The sequence below is a fragment of the Actinobacillus ureae ATCC 25976 genome (assembly GCF_000188255.1).
In the GTDB taxonomy this organism is placed as follows: domain Bacteria; phylum Pseudomonadota; class Gammaproteobacteria; order Enterobacterales; family Pasteurellaceae; genus Actinobacillus; species Actinobacillus ureae.
In genome coordinates, this window is the sequence record NZ_GL831081.1 from 45,368 (window position 1) to 61,102 (window position 15,735).

General features: G+C 40.2%; 17 protein-coding genes, 4 tRNA genes and 2 pseudogenes. 3 read left to right on the forward strand and 20 right to left on the reverse strand.

What is annotated here, in order from left to right:
- Positions 1-118 precede the first annotated feature (118 nt).
- The 14 genes and pseudogenes from pgi to HMPREF0027_RS08095 all read right to left on the reverse strand — a co-directional run bounded on the left by pgi (position 119) and on the right by HMPREF0027_RS08095 (position 8,282).
- Positions 119-1,759 carry a glucose-6-phosphate isomerase gene (gene pgi / locus HMPREF0027_RS08030; protein WP_005623995.1) on the reverse strand — a complete coding sequence of 547 codons (1,641 nt, stop codon included), beginning with the start codon at positions 1,757-1,759 and terminating at the stop codon, positions 119-121.
- Between the two features lie 39 nt (positions 1,760-1,798).
- Positions 1,799-2,050, reverse strand: coding sequence for a ubiquinone biosynthesis accessory factor UbiK (ubiK, locus tag HMPREF0027_RS08035; protein ID WP_005623998.1), 252 nt, complete (start codon positions 2,048-2,050; stop codon positions 1,799-1,801).
- Positions 2,051-2,193: 143 nt separating this feature from the next.
- Positions 2,194-2,268, reverse strand: a tRNA-Gln gene (locus HMPREF0027_RS08040).
- A gap of 61 nt (positions 2,269-2,329) precedes the next feature.
- Positions 2,330-2,404: transfer RNA gene (locus tag HMPREF0027_RS08045), tRNA-Gln, on the reverse strand.
- A gap of 27 nt (positions 2,405-2,431) precedes the next feature.
- Positions 2,432-2,516, reverse strand: a tRNA-Leu gene (locus HMPREF0027_RS08050).
- A 3-nt stretch (positions 2,517-2,519) separates the two neighbouring features.
- Positions 2,520-2,596: transfer RNA gene (locus HMPREF0027_RS08055), tRNA-Met, on the reverse strand.
- 175 nt (positions 2,597-2,771) lie between these two features.
- On the reverse strand, positions 2,772-3,596 hold the full coding sequence (gene aroE, locus HMPREF0027_RS08060; RefSeq protein WP_005624000.1) for a shikimate dehydrogenase: 825 nt from the start codon (positions 3,594-3,596) through the stop codon (positions 2,772-2,774).
- Positions 3,597-3,601: 5 nt separating this feature from the next.
- Entirely contained in the window at positions 3,602-4,156 is a 555-nt protein-coding gene (tsaC, locus tag HMPREF0027_RS08065; protein WP_005624002.1) for an L-threonylcarbamoyladenylate synthase type 1 TsaC, read from the reverse strand.
- Positions 4,149-4,682, reverse strand: coding sequence for a DNA topoisomerase family protein (locus tag HMPREF0027_RS08070; protein ID WP_005624004.1), 534 nt, complete (start codon positions 4,680-4,682; stop codon positions 4,149-4,151). The genes tsaC and HMPREF0027_RS08070 overlap by 8 nt, the downstream gene beginning before the upstream one ends.
- Positions 4,682-4,974 (reverse strand): annotated as a pseudogene (yqfB, locus tag HMPREF0027_RS08075) (N(4)-acetylcytidine aminohydrolase). Before yqfB ends, HMPREF0027_RS08070 begins: the two are co-directional and overlap by 1 nt.
- Entirely contained in the window at positions 4,967-5,422 is a 456-nt protein-coding gene (recX, locus tag HMPREF0027_RS08080) for a recombination regulator RecX (protein ID WP_181893780.1), read from the reverse strand. The pseudogene yqfB and the gene recX overlap by 8 nt, the downstream one beginning before the upstream one ends.
- A 64-nt stretch (positions 5,423-5,486) precedes the next feature.
- The gene (gene recA, locus HMPREF0027_RS08085; RefSeq protein WP_005624011.1) at positions 5,487-6,617 is read right to left on the reverse strand and encodes a recombinase RecA; all 1,131 of its coding nucleotides are present in this window, start codon (positions 6,615-6,617) and stop codon (positions 5,487-5,489) included.
- 113 nt (positions 6,618-6,730) lie between these two features.
- Positions 6,731-7,336: an aminotransferase class IV family protein gene (locus HMPREF0027_RS08090; protein ID WP_044024476.1), complete on the reverse strand. Its 606-nt coding sequence runs from the start codon at positions 7,334-7,336 to the stop codon at positions 6,731-6,733.
- Positions 7,314-8,282, reverse strand: coding sequence for an aminodeoxychorismate synthase component I (locus HMPREF0027_RS08095; RefSeq protein ID WP_005624017.1), 969 nt, complete (start codon positions 8,280-8,282; stop codon positions 7,314-7,316). The genes HMPREF0027_RS08090 and HMPREF0027_RS08095 overlap by 23 nt, the downstream gene beginning before the upstream one ends.
- Before the next feature lie 134 nt (positions 8,283-8,416).
- On the opposite strand from HMPREF0027_RS08095, the gene HMPREF0027_RS08100 reads away from it, so the two are divergent.
- The 3 genes from HMPREF0027_RS08100 to HMPREF0027_RS08110 all read left to right on the forward strand — a co-directional run bounded on the left by HMPREF0027_RS08100 (position 8,417) and on the right by HMPREF0027_RS08110 (position 11,135).
- The gene (locus HMPREF0027_RS08100) at positions 8,417-10,051 is read left to right on the forward strand and encodes a DNA recombination protein RmuC (protein ID WP_005624021.1); all 1,635 of its coding nucleotides are present in this window, start codon (positions 8,417-8,419) and stop codon (positions 10,049-10,051) included.
- Positions 10,023-10,613 carry an anthranilate synthase component II gene (locus HMPREF0027_RS08105; RefSeq protein ID WP_005624024.1) on the forward strand — a complete coding sequence of 197 codons (591 nt, stop codon included), beginning with the start codon at positions 10,023-10,025 and terminating at the stop codon, positions 10,611-10,613. The genes HMPREF0027_RS08100 and HMPREF0027_RS08105 overlap by 29 nt, the downstream gene beginning before the upstream one ends.
- Before the next feature lie 72 nt (positions 10,614-10,685).
- The gene (locus HMPREF0027_RS08110; RefSeq protein WP_005624027.1) at positions 10,686-11,135 is read left to right on the forward strand and encodes a DUF302 domain-containing protein; all 450 of its coding nucleotides are present in this window, start codon (positions 10,686-10,688) and stop codon (positions 11,133-11,135) included.
- 93 nt (positions 11,136-11,228) lie between these two features.
- Here HMPREF0027_RS08110 and lpxM read toward each other — a convergent pair whose 3' ends face one another.
- From lpxM to HMPREF0027_RS12695, 6 genes and pseudogenes are all read right to left on the reverse strand, one after another.
- Positions 11,229-12,185: a lauroyl-Kdo(2)-lipid IV(A) myristoyltransferase gene (gene lpxM, locus HMPREF0027_RS08115; protein WP_005624029.1), complete on the reverse strand. Its 957-nt coding sequence runs from the start codon at positions 12,183-12,185 to the stop codon at positions 11,229-11,231.
- An 8-nt stretch (positions 12,186-12,193) separates the two neighbouring features.
- On the reverse strand, positions 12,194-12,880 hold the full coding sequence (locus tag HMPREF0027_RS08120; RefSeq protein ID WP_005624031.1) for an electron transport complex subunit E: 687 nt from the start codon (positions 12,878-12,880) through the stop codon (positions 12,194-12,196).
- An 11-nt stretch (positions 12,881-12,891) separates the two neighbouring features.
- A complete protein-coding gene (rsxG, locus tag HMPREF0027_RS08125; RefSeq protein ID WP_005624033.1) occupies positions 12,892-13,524 on the reverse strand; it encodes an electron transport complex subunit RsxG in 633 nt (210 codons plus the stop codon).
- Positions 13,524-14,570 (reverse strand): electron transport complex subunit RsxD, encoded by a 1,047-nt coding sequence (rsxD, locus tag HMPREF0027_RS08130; RefSeq protein ID WP_005624035.1) that lies wholly within the window; start codon positions 14,568-14,570, stop codon positions 13,524-13,526. The genes rsxG and rsxD overlap by 1 nt, the downstream gene beginning before the upstream one ends.
- Before the next feature lie 19 nt (positions 14,571-14,589).
- The gene (locus HMPREF0027_RS08135; protein WP_005624037.1) at positions 14,590-15,234 is read right to left on the reverse strand and encodes a trimeric intracellular cation channel family protein; all 645 of its coding nucleotides are present in this window, start codon (positions 15,232-15,234) and stop codon (positions 14,590-14,592) included.
- A 1-nt stretch (position 15,235) separates the two neighbouring features.
- A pseudogene (locus HMPREF0027_RS12695) lies at positions 15,236-15,735 on the reverse strand (electron transport complex subunit RsxC); the annotation flags it as partial.

A 15,735-nucleotide genomic window follows, 5' to 3' on the forward strand; every position in this document is an offset into this window, starting at 1 on the left:
GGGGTGTAGATCATAACGAATAGCTTTTTTATAAATAACACATAAAAAAGCGGTTAAAATTTGCAAATTATTCGCAAATTCTAACCGCTTTTTTTTTATCATTTAATCTTTATAAAGCCTAGCGCCACGCTTTAAATTGGTTAATTAAACCGTTAGTAGAACTGTCGTGGCTGGTAATTTGTTCTGCATTTTGTAACTCAGGTAAAATACGGTTTGCTAATTGTTTACCCAACTCTACACCCCATTGGTCGAAGCTGTAGATATTGAAAATTACCCCTTGTACGAAGATTTTATGTTCATACATCGCAATTAATGCACCTAAAGTGAACGGTGTAATTTTTTGCACTAAAATTGAGTTTGTCGGTTTATTGCCGGTAAATACTTTAAACGATACGATTTCCGCAACCTCTGCTAAATCCTTACCTGCTGCCACAAATTCCGCTTCTACAGTTTCTTTTGATTTACCGAACGCAAGCGCTTCTGTTTGTGCAAAGAAATTAGATAATAGTTTTGCATGGTGATCGCCGACCGGATTATGCGTTTGTGCTGGAGCGATAAAATCACAAGGAATCAGTTTTGTACCTTGGTGAATTAATTGATAGAAAGCGTGCTGACCGTTAGTACCCGGTTCACCCCATACAATCGGACCGGTTTGATGCGTTACCGGACTGCCGTCACGACCGACAAATTTACCATTTGATTCCATATTACCTTGTTGGAAATATGCCGCAAAGCGATGTAAATATTGATCATAAGGTAATAATGCTTCAGTTTCCGCACCAAGGAAATTACTGTTCCAAATACCGATTAACGCTAATGTTGTCGGGATATTTTGCTCAATCGGCGCTGTACGGAAATGTTTATCCATTGCATGAGCACCTGAAAGCAATGCTTCAAAGTTCTCAAAGCCTAATGATAAAGCGATAGAAAGACCGATTGCAGACCATAATGAATAACGACCACCTACCCAGTCCCAAAATTCGAACATATTCGCCGTATCAATCCCGAATTTCGCTACTTCTGCTGCATTAGTCGATAGTGCTGCAAAGTGTTTTGCCACCGCAGATTCATCTTTTGCCGCCGCTAATAACCACTCACGAGCAGTTAAAGCGTTAGTCATTGTTTCTTGCGTGGTAAACGTTTTTGATGCAACTAAGACTAATGTTGTTTCAGGATTTACTTTTTTCAGTACTTCTGCAATATGCGTACCGTCTACATTTGATACAAAGTGCATATTCAAATGATTTTTATACGGACGTAATGCTTCGGTTACCATATAAGGGCCTAAATCTGAACCGCCGATGCCGATATTAATCACATCAGTAATTGCTTTACCGGTATAACCTTTCCAACTTCCGGAAATAATACGCTCGCAGAAATCCTTCATTTTTGCCAATACCGCATTTACTTCCGGCATCACATCTTTACCATCAACCATAACAGGCGTATTTGAACGGTTACGTAATGCTGTATGCAACACTGCACGATTTTCAGTACGATTAATCTTCTGACCAGAGAACATTGCTTCGGTCGCAGAAGCTAAACCGCACTCATTTGCCAATTGGCGTAATAAATCTAATGTTTTTTGATTAACGGCATTTTTAGAAAAATCGACAAGAATTTGCTCTTCAAAATTTAAGTGATATTTATCAAAACGATTCGCATCTTCGGCAAATAGCTGAGGAATAGTTAAGTTATCCGCTTTATGTTGTTCTAAAGCAGCCCAAGCTGCTGTTTGCGTTGGATTAATATTTTGCATATTAAAGGTCCTTTTGCTAATTAAAGTTAAAAAATGGGATTAATCTTTTGATTGATGTTTTTCAAGCTCTTCAAGACGTTTTTCTAATTCATTGAGCTTTTCACGTGTACGGAGTAATACTTGAGATTGAACGTCAAATTCTTCTCGGGTCACAATATCAAGTTTAGCTAATTGGGCTTGTAAAATTTGTCTAAATCTTTCTTCAAGATCATTACCGACATTTTTTAACGGCTGAGGTAATGCATTGTGGAGTTGCTGAGCCAAGGACTCAAGGTTCTTTGGATTTAACATTCACTTTCTCCTTATAGAATAGCATTTAATTTTAATTAATTTTTGGCTAAATCTAAAGAAGATAATAAGAATAATTAGGAATAAATCAAGAAAATAAAAATTGAATCTTAATAAAATTATATAATATTGGATAGTAAGGAATATGGCTGGGGTACTAGGATTCGAACCTAGGAATGCCGAGATCAAAACCCGGTGCCTTACCGCTTGGCGATACCCCAAAAGAAAAAAACTAACATTTAGTTAGCTTTATTATATGAAATTGTATGAAGTAAAATTAGATGGCTGGGGTACTAGGATTCGAACCTAGGGATGCCGAGATCAAAACCCGGTGCCTTACCGCTTGGCGATACCCCAACACTAATTTTTTCGTAAGACAATGAATGGTGCGGGAAGAGGGACTTGAACCCACACACCTCGCAGCGCCAGAACCTAAATCTGGTGCGTCTACCAATTTCGCCATTCCCGCAAATGGTGGCTACAGCGAGATTCGAACTTGCGACCCCAACATTATGAGTGTTGTGCTCTAACCAGCTGAGCTATGTAGCCATTCTCATTTTTGCGTTCACCTCATCGGCTTACGGGGTGTATTATGCTGATTTTATTTCGCTTCGTCAAACACTTTATTAAAAAAAGTGAAGAATTTTGATTATTTGGCTACACATTGCTCATTTTGTTATAAAAATAACTAAAAACCGCTTATTTTATAATAGGTTATGAAATGCTATTTTGCATTTTCTATCTCAAATTTAAGGCTGACCAACGTAGTTTCTATATTAGGAAATTCATTTTCCCATAATTTAAAAGAAAAAGCGGCCTGCCCAACTAACATTCCTAGCCCATCTTGATAACGTTGAGCACCGCAATCACGTGCATAATTTAAAAATGGCGTCTGCATATTAGGCGCATATTGCATATCATAAACGGCAGTATTTCTTAAAAGATGCTCTGCAATAGGAACATATTTTCCTTGTAAACCTAAAGATGTTGCATTAATAACCAAATCAAACGCTTGTTCAGCAATTTGCTCTAGAGAAGCGGTCTGAATGTTTCCATATTTTGCAAATTTTGCGGCTAAATGAATCGCTTTCTCTAAGGTTCGATTATAGATAGTAATCTGCTGTTTGGCCTCTAAAAGAGGAAAAAGTACACCTTTAGTCGCACCACCAGTACCTAAGATAAGCACACGTTGATTAGGTTCAAACCAACCTAAACGCTCTAAATCCGAACAAAGCCCAAAACCATCGGTATTATCTGCATATAAACGCCCATCATCCAACCGCTTCAATGTATTACACGCCTCGGCTAATAAACATCCTTCACTATGCTCATCCGCTAGCTTAAATGCTCGCCCTTTAAATGGCGCAGTAATATTTGCACCTTTAGCTCCCTCTGCAAAAAACTGCTTAAGTTGCATTTCAAATTGCTGCTCATCGCCTAACTTAGCCATATAACTAATATCACGCCCTGTCTGTTCCGCAAATAATCGATGAATTTGTGGAGATTTGCTTTGCGCAATCGGGTTTCCCCATACTGCATAATGATTCATGCTTATTATCCTTGTCTAAAAATATGTTGTGTAAAAATATCCCGAATTCCAGAAGGATTGATTTTCCCTCCCGTATCAGCTTCTAATACCGGAAAATCCGTTCCGAATTGTAATTTTACTTCTTCTGCCGTTCGGCATGGTTCTTGTCCGGTTAAATTGCAACTGGTCGAAGTTAGAGCAAATCCGATACGTTCACAAAGCTCAACAACAGCCGACACACGGCATAAGCGTACAGCAATCGTATCAAATTGCCCGGTCAAATATTGAGGCACTCCCTTTTTAGCGGGCATCACCCAAGTAATCGCCTGCTCGGAAGACGTTTCAAAAATTTGCCAATGATCTGCGGTTAACTTGCTCTCATCAATATAAGGAAGTAATAGCTCCTTGGTTGGAGCAATAAGAATCAGCCCTTTTTCTTCTGGGCGTTTTTTCAATTTTAATAACGCTCGAACGGCTGCCTCGCTATTAGGATTACAGCCAAGACCAAATACCGCTTCAGTAGGATAAGCAACCACATTATTCTGCTTTAATTGCTCAACAATATTTTCTAAATTATTCATTTTCTTCACTAAATAGATATTGGCATGATTTATTTGCACATAAATACATCGATTTTCCACGCTGTTTCTTAACCGTCACAATGGAGCACTGACATTGAGGACAAGTTTTTGCTATAGGTTTAGCTGCCAAAGTAAACTTACAGCTAGGAAATCCGCTACAGCCATAAAATGTTTTGCCTGAGCGTCCTTTTCGCGGCACTAATTTATGCGTTTTGCACTCTGGGCAATCAAATTCTTCTTGTTCTTCCGCCTCATCATGTACAGTAAAATGGCACTCTGGATAATGACTGCAGCCAATAAAAATCCCAAAATTACCCTGTTTTAATTGCAAAAAATGTCCACATTCAGGACAAAGTTCCGTTAAATCTTTAATTACGTGGTTAGTCTGATGTAGCGGTTTTATATAGTTACATTGCGGATAACCGCTACAGCCTAAAAATAAACCTTGTTTTCCTCGTTTAATTTGTAATACCGAACCACAGTCAGGGCAAATTTCTACTTGTTTCGTTGATTTAAAAATACTCATTAAATTAATTCAAACTCAATCACAAAAAAGTCATTATCATTCGGATAAATTGCTTCAGCTCTGCTAGCGACATATTTTCTTGTTTAGCATGCTGTTCATTTAATTGCTCGAAATGGATTGGCGTAACGGAAATCACTCGAATATGCGCAAAGAAACGATTAGTTTCATTAGTAAAAACCTTTAGTTCTTGCTGAGGTTGAAAATAAGATTCGGATTTATCTCGAATGGTAATAGTTTTCTTACCGGTTAAAATATCAGCCTCGAAACGGCTAAAAAAAGTAATATTATTCATATTCTGCATCATTGTAGTCTATGTCCATTAAATGGCTAAAGTGATCATTATAAAAGCCTCTGCTAAGCATAAAACGCCACATTTTCTGTTTAGCTTTGATATCCCAGACAAGCGGTCGTTTTTTCTCAAAAATTTGCTCGGCAAGTATAAACCAATCAATCTCGGCATTATCCAATTCTTGGCTTATCAGCCAATCTTTAATCCCTTTGAGCTTCAACTCTTGTTTTAAACGACGAGGCCCGATTCCTTGTTGTGAACGGTAACGAATAAAATTGGCACAATAGCGCTCATCGCTTTGCCAATTATTCGCTTGCGCTCGTTCGATAGCCTGTTCAATTTCCTCTTGATTATATTCTTTTTGAACTAATTTTCGTCGTAAATCCTGTTCACTATAATCACGTTTGGAGAGTAAATATAACAGATAATTTATTGCCGTGTAGTTAGCCATACTTAAAATCATTCAATATAAAAAACAAATGCGGTTTCTACCTTCGCAGAAACCGCATTTTTTACTATAGTTCTTCTTCGTTAAACTCTTCGTCTTCAAAGTCATTCACATCATCAGCATCTAGCACATTTTGTTCACCTGCTGATGTTTTTTCCGGCGTTGAAATGAGTAACTCACGAATTTCTTGTTCAATTTTGTTTGCAATCTCTGTGTTCTCTTTTAACCATTTGATTGCATTATTTTTACCTTGACCGATTTTCGTACCTTCGTATGAGAACCATGCACCAGCTTTTTGGATAAAGCCGTTCGCTTCAGCCAGAATCAATAGTTCATTCATACGTGAAATACCTTTGCCATACATAATGTCGAATTGAACTTCACGGAACGGTGGCGCAACTTTATTTTTCACAATTTTCACTTTCGTTTCGCTACCAACCACTTCATCACCGTCTTTTACTACACCTGAACGGCGAATATCTAAACGAACAGAAGCGTAGAATTTAAGTGCATTACCACCGGTTGTTGTTTCCGGGTTACCGAACATCACACCGATCTTCATACGAATTTGGTTGATAAACACCACTAAGCAGTTAGTCACCTTAATGTTTGCGGTAAGTTTACGTAACGCCTGTGACATTAAACGTGCTTGTAAGCCCATATGAGAATCGCCCATATCACCTTCAATTTCCGCTTTTGGCGTTAATGCGGCAACCGAGTCCACAATAATCACATCGACTGCACCGGAACGAACTAACGCATCACAAATCTCAAGTGCTTGCTCACCGTTATCCGGCTGAGAAATCAATAATGCATCGGTATCCACGCCTAATTTACGTGCATAAACCGGATCAAGCGCATGTTCCGCATCGATAAACGCACAAGTTTTACCTGATTTTTGTGCTTGCGCAATGACCGATAAAGTCAGCGTTGTTTTACCTGAAGATTCCGGACCATAGATCTCAACGATACGTCCCATCGGTAAACCACCGATACCTAACGCAGCATCTAAGCCGATTGAACCGGTTGAAACCGCTTCAATATCAAGCGCTTGCGTATCACCTAAGCGCATGATAGATCCTTTACCAAATTGTTTTTCAATTTGGGCAAGAGCAGCTGCTAATGCTTTTTCTTTTTGTTCCGGATCGATTTGTTTTGTTACTGTATTCTTTTGCGCTTTTTTGTTGTCAGCTGCCATAGTATTGTCCTTTGCAAACTTTTTTGAAAAAACGACCGCTTGTCGTCAATTAACTGTGTATTATTATAGTGTTTACTTATACAGTTTCAAGCATTTTTTTACTGTTTTTCGATCTATCTAACAAAATTGATCGCCGAAATCGGTAAAACTCTCTGTAAATCAAAAGGATTAAGCGCATTCACCATCATAATTTGTTCATACTGAGGCAAATCTTGCGGTGTTATTTGCACTAATTGAACTATACCCTCTTCAACCAGTTTAGTTAACTGTGTACCTTTTAATAAATAATCTCGCGAGCTAAACCATCTCCCTTTTCTGCTAAAAAGCAAATTTCCGATCGTACAATCGCTCACCTTGCCATTATTGATAATAATCACTTCATCCGCTTGCAAAGTTTTGAGCAAATCCAACCGCTTGCGATCGCTATATTTAAAACAGTAGTCCAAATCCTCAGTATAAACACATTGGAAAGTGCTGATCTTACGTGGTGTATAAAGGAAAAATCGCTGCTGAAACTCGCCCGCATTGTAATCAATACGACAGCGAACGTTTCCTTGCCGAAATTCATTCGGCACACAAATCATATCAGCTAATTGCCATTGCGGTTGCGCATTAAAATATTGCTTGATCGCACTTTCAAAGCGTTGCTGATGATAAGCTAAATTCTGCGGTTCACCATCAATAATTGCAATCGTTTCAAACAATGGAAATCGGCACATACACTTTCTCCAACAGTTCGTTATATTCATCGTTCAACACGCTTTTTGCGGTAATACCGCCGCCACTACGAAACAGAAGTTGTTCGCCATTTTGCTCAATAAAACGAATCGCCACCGCACTTTCTAAATTTTCACCGTCAAAATATCCGAAAATACCGGTGTAATAGCCTCGCTGTCCGATTTCTGCCTGTTGAATAATCTCTACGGTTTTTTCTTTCGGTGCACCGCTAATTGAACCTGCTGGCAAGAGCTTGGCTAATAGTGACCCCACACTCGCTTGCCAATTTTCGTTTAGCTCGCCGCAAATTTCAGAACTGGTTTGATAAATCGCACCACGGTAAGTATTCACTTTTTCTAAATAACGATATTTCGTCACCTGAATATTTTGCGAAACTAACGCCAAATCATTACGAATCAAATCCACAATCGTATTGTGTTCGGTAAATTCTTTGTCCGATTGCATCAGCTTTTCAGCCGCATTAGGCTCATTCGCATTGATTGTGCCTTTCATCGGGTAAGAGTAGATTTTATTTTGTCGAATCCGTACAAACGTTTCTGGCGAAAAACAGACAAACTGCCCTTTCAACCACAATTTATATTTTGCCGAACTGGCGAAAAACAGTTCTTCTAAACTGTAATTGGTTTGAATTTCTGTCGGATAAGTCAAATTCAATAAATAACTGTTTCCGGCTTGGATTTCCTTTTGAACAAGCTCAAAACCTTGCTGATAGGTTTCAAACGAAATGGGATTGATTTGAAATTCAAACGGTTTGCTAACGTTTTGCCCCTCCACATTCGATTTGCAAAAAAAATCGAAAAACAAACCGCTTGCCGCCGCTTGTTCTAACGGGCAAATCATCGGTTTTTGCTGTTCAAAATCAATTAAAAAGAAAAACGGGCTTTTCTGTTGCCCAAGTTGATTAGCGGTTTGGATAAAATGTTGCATAAACTCAAAATGTGACGAATATTGCCGTTATTCTAGGGGAATTTCCGCTAATTTAGCAACGTTCTTTCACTTTTCATTTTTCGCCGGATTGCTATAATACTGTATATTTTTCTATTAGATTCGGGTTTACCTTTATGATTATTGACGAAATATGGTTTTATATTGCGATTGCTGTGCTACTAATGATCGCCGTTTTTCTGTTTTTTCAGCAATCACGCTACCAACGTGATGCGTTTGAACTTTCGCAAGATTTGGCTAAAGCACAAGCCGATCTCACTCAAATTAACCAAAAACTTAAGCAACTTTCCGTTGAAAAAAATCAGATCGAACAATGGGCAGTTCAGTATAAAACCCAAGCCCAAGCAGGTATTGAACGAATTAACGAAAAAGAGGCACAAATTAACCGCTTACACGGCAAAATTGAAGAAGCGCAACAACAAGAACAGCAATTGGAACGCTATATCAATGAGCTGAAAGAGCGTATCGGTGCATTCCAAGCCAAGTCGGAAAGTTTAGAAGAACAATTACAATTTAATCAAAATTCACTTTCGCATAAAGAACGTGAAAGCCAATCGCTTGTCGCCCAGCTTAGCCAGACGCAAAATGAATTAACCGAATTGAGAACCTCACTTTCAGAAAAACAAGCGAATTTTGAAGCACAACAACGTAACTTTATCGAGGTAAAACAACAACTTAATGTTGAGTTTCAACATTTGGCACAGCAAATTTTGGAAGAAAAAACCAAAAGTTTTACCGCCAGCAATCAATCTTCATTAGATGCCCTATTAAAACCGTTTAAAGAACAAATTGAAAGCTTCCAAAAACGAGTAAATGAAGTGCATAGTGAGTCGCTAAAAGGCACGGCAAGTTTAGAAGCTGAACTGAAACGGGTACTACAAATCGGTGTGTCGATGTCGGAAGAAGCACAAAACTTAACCAATGCACTGAAAGGCAATAATAAAATCGCTGGTAATTGGGGCGAAGTACAACTTGAATCGGCATTGCAGGCGGCGGGCTTATTATCTGGTGAACACTATGTGGCTCAAGAAAGTTTCCGAGATCAGGAAGGCAAGCGTTTTGCACCCGATTTTGTGGTGCATTTGCCGGATCAAAAACACTTAATTATTGATAGTAAAGTGTCATTACTGGCTTATGATCAAGCGGTCAGATCCGAAGAAAATTTTTCAATTGCTCAAGCCCTAGATGAGCATTGCAAATCACTCCGCACACATATTGACGGCTTATCGAAAAAGAATTACAGCGGTTTGCAAGGGGTAAAAAGTCCGGATTTCGTGTTGATGTTTGTACCGATTGAGCCGGCTTATATTGAAGCGATGAAACACGATCCACAACTGTTTAATTACGGTTATGAACGTAATGTCATTTTGGTTTCATATACCACCTTAATGCCGATTTTGCGTACCGTTGCAAATTTATGGCGAATTGAGCGAGGCAATGCCGAAGCACGTGAAATCAGTGAAAAAGCAGGCGAAATTTATAATCAAGTTTGTACCGTTGCCGACCGTTTGGCCAAATTGGGCAATACGCTAAATACGGTCAATAACCAATATAATCAGACGGTAACCTCATTAGTCGGACGCCAAGGCTTAGTCGGCAAGGTGGAACGCTTCCAGCAACTTTCCGCCAAAGCGAGCCAAACGATGCCGGCAGTTGAAATGCTCACCAACGATTTTGATACAAATAAACTCACATTAATTGCAGAAAAGATTGAAGATAGCAATGCAGCAAACAATGAAGAAAGCCACTAATTTATTAATTATCGATAACCACGATTCGTTTACTTTCAATCTGGTGGATCTGCTACGCAAAATCGGCGTACCGATGAAAGTGGTATTAGTGGAACAATTGGTACTTGATGAGGTGGAAAACTTTAGCCATATTCTGATTTCACCCGGCCCGGATGTACCGAGAGCTTATCCGCAAACTTTTGCAATGTTGGAACGTTTTCAGCAAACTAAATCGATTTTAGGCGTGTGTTTAGGCCATCAGACGCTGTGTGAATTTTTTGGCGGCGAGCTGTACAATTTACATGAAGTCAGACACGGGCAGCAACGCCCTTTAATCCAAATTAGCAATAACCCAATTTTTGACGGTTTACCCGAACATTTTAATATCGGTTTATATCATTCGTGGGCAATCTCGCAAAAATCATTGGAAAACACACCACTTATTGCCACGGCAGTTTGTGATCAAAATGTCTTAATGGCTTTTAAGCATCAACATTTACCGATTTACGGTGTGCAATTCCACCCCGAATCATTTATTACCGAATACGGTGAGCAGATACTACGAAATTGGCTAAACGCCTAGCGTAAAATTTTAGTGTAAGGGCAATAATAGATTGCAGTCTAATATTGGCTTATTTTAACTGAGGACAATCCAATGAAATTAAAAGCCTTACTACTGACATCTCAATTAGCTGCCGGTTATGCAAATGCGGAAACCAATTTAAAACCCGCTGTGTTTAAAAGTAAATTTAGCTTTCAGCAAACGGTCGATACCTTAGAGACTACATTTAAAGACAAAGGTATGCTGGTCTTTGCAAAAATCGATCACCAAGCAGCGGCAAAAGCTGCCGGTCTTGAAATGCAACCGGCAACCGTGATTATTTACGGCACACCAAAAGCCGGAACACCGTTGATGGTGAAAGATCCGAGCTTAGCATTACAGCTTCCTTTAAAAGTGTTAGTAACGGAGCCAAATGCCGGAGAAGTAGAAGTGATATTAAACCGTGCGGAACAAGTTGTAACCCATTCAAATACGCCATATCAAGCGGTTGAAAATAGCTTAACTAAAGCGGAAAAACTGATTGAAGCCACTGTAACAAAATAGTCCATGACTTATAAACGGCAAGCGGTCAAATCTTGCAAAAAAATTGCGAAATTTGACCGCTTGTTTGTCTCTAAAACGAAATCAGTAAATCGGCTAACGTTTATAAATATCCTCACCGTTTCGGCGGGTCTTGAGTAAACGTAAAATCCATACGTATTGTTCCAGATTTTTCGTCACGAAATACTCAATCACTTTATTCATTTCTCGGGCAGATTGCACCGGATCGCCGGAAAATTCCAATGGAGATAGGATTTCCATTTGATATACGCCCAGTTCCGCATTGTAAATCGGAAACATTGGAATCACGACCGCATTAGCCACTTTTGCCATTTTATTCAGTCCTGGTAAAGTCGCTTTTTCCGTCGCAAAGAAATCAGCATAAACGCTAAGATCTTCGCCATAATCTTCATCCGGTAGGAAATAACCGACATCGCCTTTACGTACATCATTTAAAAATTTCTTAATACCGTTTTTACGCGTGTGCATTTTACCACCGAATCTTTCACGGGTAATATTCCAAAGCCAATCGACAAGTGCATTGCGGTGCGGATTATACATTGAGGTCATCGGGAATCCGTGGGTGTACATCGCTACGCCCGCAGCATCAATTGACCATGTATGTGGCACAAGTAAGATAACGTTTTTACCCTTTGCTCGAGCTTCTCTCACATACTCAAAGCCACTAAACTCACAGCGTTTTTGTAAATAAGCGGTTGAACGTAATGCAGTTTCGCCGATAGCCAGCATTGTTTGAGAAACGGTAATAAACATTTTCTCAATTACTTCCGCTCTTTTTTGTTCCGACCATTCAGGAAAGCAATAACGCAAATTCACATCGGCACGATGATACTGTTTTTTGCCTTTACGTTTTAAATGATTTGCAACGATTCTACCAATCCATGCCCCCAATTTGTCACGCAGACGAGCCGGCACATAAGCTAGAACAACAAGTGCGAGAACGCCAAACCATACCCCCCAATATTTTGGATATAAAAATTCCGTTAAAAACTTATGTTCATACCCCTCTCGGGCAGTAATTCGTTCAGCCATTCGATTCTCTATTTCTTATCAATTAAATTCTTCACCGCCAAAATTACCCCAAGCCCAATAAAAGCACCGGGAGGTAAAATTGCCAACAATAAACCGGAATCTAAGTGTAACACATCAACACGCAAAGATTTTGCCCAATCGCCCAGCAATAAATCCAAACCGTCAAATAAAGTTCCATTACCAATCAGTTCACGCATTGCACCTAATACGACCAGACTGAACGTCATACCAAGTCCCATTGCAAAACCATCAAAAGCAGAATGTGCTACCGAGTTTTTAGACGCAAAGGCTTCCGCTCGACCGATGACGATACAGTTAGTCACAATCAGCGGAATAAAAATCCCAAGCGATTGGTAAACCGGATAGGCAAAAGCATTCATTAGGAGCTGTACTGCCGTCACGACTGTCGCAATAACCATCACATAAATCGGGATACGAATATCATTTGGGGTAAATTTACGAAATAACGACACCATTGTGTTAGTACAAACCAGCACTAATAAGGTTGCTAATCCTAAACCAAGGGCGTTAGTCACATTACTTGACACCGCCAATAACGGGCAAAGCCCTAACAGCTGCACTAAAGCACCGTTATTTTTCCACACGCCTTCAGCAAGCAAATTGCGCCAAATTGACGGTTCTGCCGGCGTTGTGGTATCGATTTCCGTCACCGGAATTTGATTCTCAGTATTCATACGATCATTTCTTATTTACAACTTGCAAACGTTTCTAATTGTTCGGGAGACTTTGCCAGCTCCGTCACCACCCATTTTGCACTTTGACGTACATTATTCACCACTGCACGGGGAGTAATTGTCGCACCGGTAAATTGATCAAACTGACCGCCGTCTTTTTTTACTGCCCAGAGAGATTCAGTTTCAAAGCTAAATAACTTGCCACTAAAGGACAAAATCCAATCTGAAACACGTGTTTCAATTTTATCGCCCAATCCCGGCGTTTCTTTATGTTCTAACGTCCGTACGCCAAGCACTTTGCCATCCGGCTGAATCCCCATAAGTAAAACAATATTGCCCGAATAGCCGTCCGGTGCCGTTGCTTGAATAGCATAAGCGGTCAAATTTTCCGATTTTTTTGCAATATAAACACGGTTTAAATAAGGGGCGTTCGGCAAATTCACCATTTTACAAGAACCGAGCAAATCATTATCAAAATAGGTTGCCGGTACAACTTCTTGTAAAAATTGGCGTTGCTGAGCCGCCGTGACTTCATCAATTCGCCCTTTCGTGAGTAAATAAACACCGGTCGAAACAGCAGTGCAAATAAGCGCAATTGCGCCTAATAATAACGCATACTTAACGGTAATTTTTGAGATATTCATTATCTTCCGGTTCCATATAATCGTGGTTGAGTGTAATGGTCAATTAATGGTACGCAGATATTTGCCAGTAGCACCGAAAACGCTACCGCATCCGGATAATTGCCGTAGTAACGAATCAAATAGACAAATAAACCGATTAAGCCTCCAAAAATCAATTTGCCTCGAGGTGTAATCGAAGCGGTTACCGGATCTGTTGCAATAAAGAAAGCACCAAACATCATTGCACCGCTGAAAAGCTGACTAACGACATTTAAGTGTGTATGCGGTAACAATAAATCGGTTAGTCCACTTAATAAAGCAAACATCGTCAACATCGCGACCGGAATTTGCCAGTGAATAATGCGTTTATAAATTAGCAATAAACCGCCGGCAAGAAAGGCTAAATTAATTTGCAACCAACCATTTGCGAACATGCCGCTAAAAATCGGGGATTGTAATACACCTTCTACACCTAATTTCTGCATACTGGTTTTGGCGCTGTCAAGTGGTGTTGCTTGTGCGATACCGTCCACGCTACCCAATAATTGATGTACGCTAAAGCCGTCACTGGTTACACCGGAGAATACCAACGAAATCGCATCGCTAAATGTCGGTGGTTCATTTAACAAATCGATTGGCACCAGCCAACCGGTCATTTGCACCGGAAAAGAAACCAATAATAACGCATAAGCGACCATTGCAGGGTTAAATAAATTCTGTCCTAAACCGCCATATACATGCTTTGCCAGTAATAGGGCAACGCTCACACCAATCACAACGATCCAATAAGGTGCGTAAGGCGGAATCGACATCGCTAAAATTAACGCAGTCAACAAACCGCTTAAATCCGAAACATAAAAAGCGGTCGGTTTTCGGCGCAATTTTGCAAGTGCGATTTCAATCACCACCGCCAGTGATATTGCAATAACCACTTGAATAAACACACCGTAACCGAAAAAATACCACTGCACGCCTAGTGCCGGTAACATAGCTACCATTACCCACAGCATAAATTTCGCCGTTAAATTAGACGAATGGGTATGGGGAGAACTCACCATTTTAAACATCAAATAATTCCTTTCCCGCTTAAATTCTCGGTAAATGTAGATTAAATCGAATTGCTAATAAACGTATCAAAATAACGGTACTAACCGTAGCGATATCCACCCAGCGGCTTTCAACGCCGGCGGAATAAAACAACACAAAAATCACGCCACCAACTAAACTTGCCGTGACATACACTTCTTTTTGTAACACAATCGGTACTTCGTTACGTAAAATGTCTCGAATTACTCCGCCGAAACAGCCAGTCATACCGCCTAATGCAATTGCAATACACGGGTGAAGCCCAAAATCTAGACCCTTCTGCACGCCAATTACAGTAAACACACCCAAGCCAATCGCATCAAAAATCAATAGCCCTGTTTGCCATTCTTTCTTACTGATTTTATTCCTAAAAACGGCAGTAATAATAACCGCAAGGGTAATCATCAATACGTAAATAGGTTGTTTCATCCAGAAAACTGGGGTACTACCGATCATCACATCACGCAGCGTACCGCCACCGACAGCGGTCACAAATGCCAAAATGAACATTCCAAAAATATCCATTTTATGCTGACGAGCAGCCATTGCACCCGATACGGCAAACACGATAGTGCCAATTAAATCTTGAATAAACAAGAATGACCATGGCTGAGCCGGCAATAAATTGTCGAACAAACTCGTCATTTTATTGTCCTTGACTCATTTTTTTCGCCTTCGCTCTGGCAATTGCTGCTGTAACCGCCACCTTACGTGGGTCTTCCGCTTCTGTTGCGGTTGCAACTTTTTCAGTATTTTCGACCGCTTGTTCCGGTGCTTGCTGAGCCGCTTTCTTCGCTTTCGCTAGTGCTGCTGCGGCTGCTGCTTTACGAGGGTCTTCTGCTTCTGTTGCGGTTGCAACTTTTTCAGTATTTTCAACCGCTTGTTCCGACACTTGCTGAGCGCCTTGTTGCGCTGCTTTTTTCGCTTTCGCTCTAGCTAGCGCTGCTGCGACCGCTGTTTTACGAGGATCGTCCACTTCTGCTGAACTTGCAACTTTTTCAGCATTTTCGACAGCTTGTTCCGGCACTTGCTGAGCGCCTTGTTGCGCTGCTTTTTTCGCTTTCGCTCTAGCTAGCGCTGCTGCGACCGCTGCTTTACGAGGATCGTCCACTTCTGCTGCACTTGCAACTTTTTCAGCATTTTCGA

Coding starts and splice junctions, on each gene's coding strand:
- rsxG (WP_005624033.1), bottom strand. CDS start 13,524: ATGAATATCTCAAAAATTACCGTTAAGTATGCGTTATTATTAGGCGCA.
- HMPREF0027_RS08095 (WP_005624017.1), bottom strand. CDS start 8,282: ATGCAACATTTTATCCAAACCGCTAATCAACTTGGGCAACAGAAAAGC.
- lpxM (WP_005624029.1), bottom strand. CDS start 12,185: ATGGCTGAACGAATTACTGCCCGAGAGGGGTATGAACATAAGTTTTTA.
- HMPREF0027_RS08120 (WP_005624031.1), bottom strand. CDS start 12,880: ATGAATACTGAGAATCAAATTCCGGTGACGGAAATCGATACCACAACG.
- ubiK (WP_005623998.1), bottom strand. CDS start 2,050: ATGTTAAATCCAAAGAACCTTGAGTCCTTGGCTCAGCAACTCCACAAT.
- pgi (WP_005623995.1), bottom strand. CDS start 1,759: ATGCAAAATATTAATCCAACGCAAACAGCAGCTTGGGCTGCTTTAGAA.
- recA (WP_005624011.1), bottom strand. CDS start 6,617: ATGGCAGCTGACAACAAAAAAGCGCAAAAGAATACAGTAACAAAACAA.
- HMPREF0027_RS08110 (WP_005624027.1), top strand. CDS start 10,686: ATGAAATTAAAAGCCTTACTACTGACATCTCAATTAGCTGCCGGTTAT.
- HMPREF0027_RS08105 (WP_005624024.1), top strand. CDS start 10,023: ATGCAGCAAACAATGAAGAAAGCCACTAATTTATTAATTATCGATAAC.
- aroE (WP_005624000.1), bottom strand. CDS start 3,596: ATGAATCATTATGCAGTATGGGGAAACCCGATTGCGCAAAGCAAATCT.
- HMPREF0027_RS08135 (WP_005624037.1), bottom strand. CDS start 15,234: ATGACGAGTTTGTTCGACAATTTATTGCCGGCTCAGCCATGGTCATTC.
- tsaC (WP_005624002.1), bottom strand. CDS start 4,156: ATGAATAATTTAGAAAATATTGTTGAGCAATTAAAGCAGAATAATGTG.
- HMPREF0027_RS08070 (WP_005624004.1), bottom strand. CDS start 4,682: ATGAGTATTTTTAAATCAACGAAACAAGTAGAAATTTGCCCTGACTGT.
- rsxD (WP_005624035.1), bottom strand. CDS start 14,570: ATGTTTAAAATGGTGAGTTCTCCCCATACCCATTCGTCTAATTTAACG.
- HMPREF0027_RS08100 (WP_005624021.1), top strand. CDS start 8,417: ATGATTATTGACGAAATATGGTTTTATATTGCGATTGCTGTGCTACTA.
- HMPREF0027_RS08090 (WP_044024476.1), bottom strand. CDS start 7,336: ATGTGCCGATTTCCATTGTTTGAAACGATTGCAATTATTGATGGTGAA.
- recX (WP_181893780.1), bottom strand. CDS start 5,422: ATGGCTAACTACACGGCAATAAATTATCTGTTATATTTACTCTCCAAA.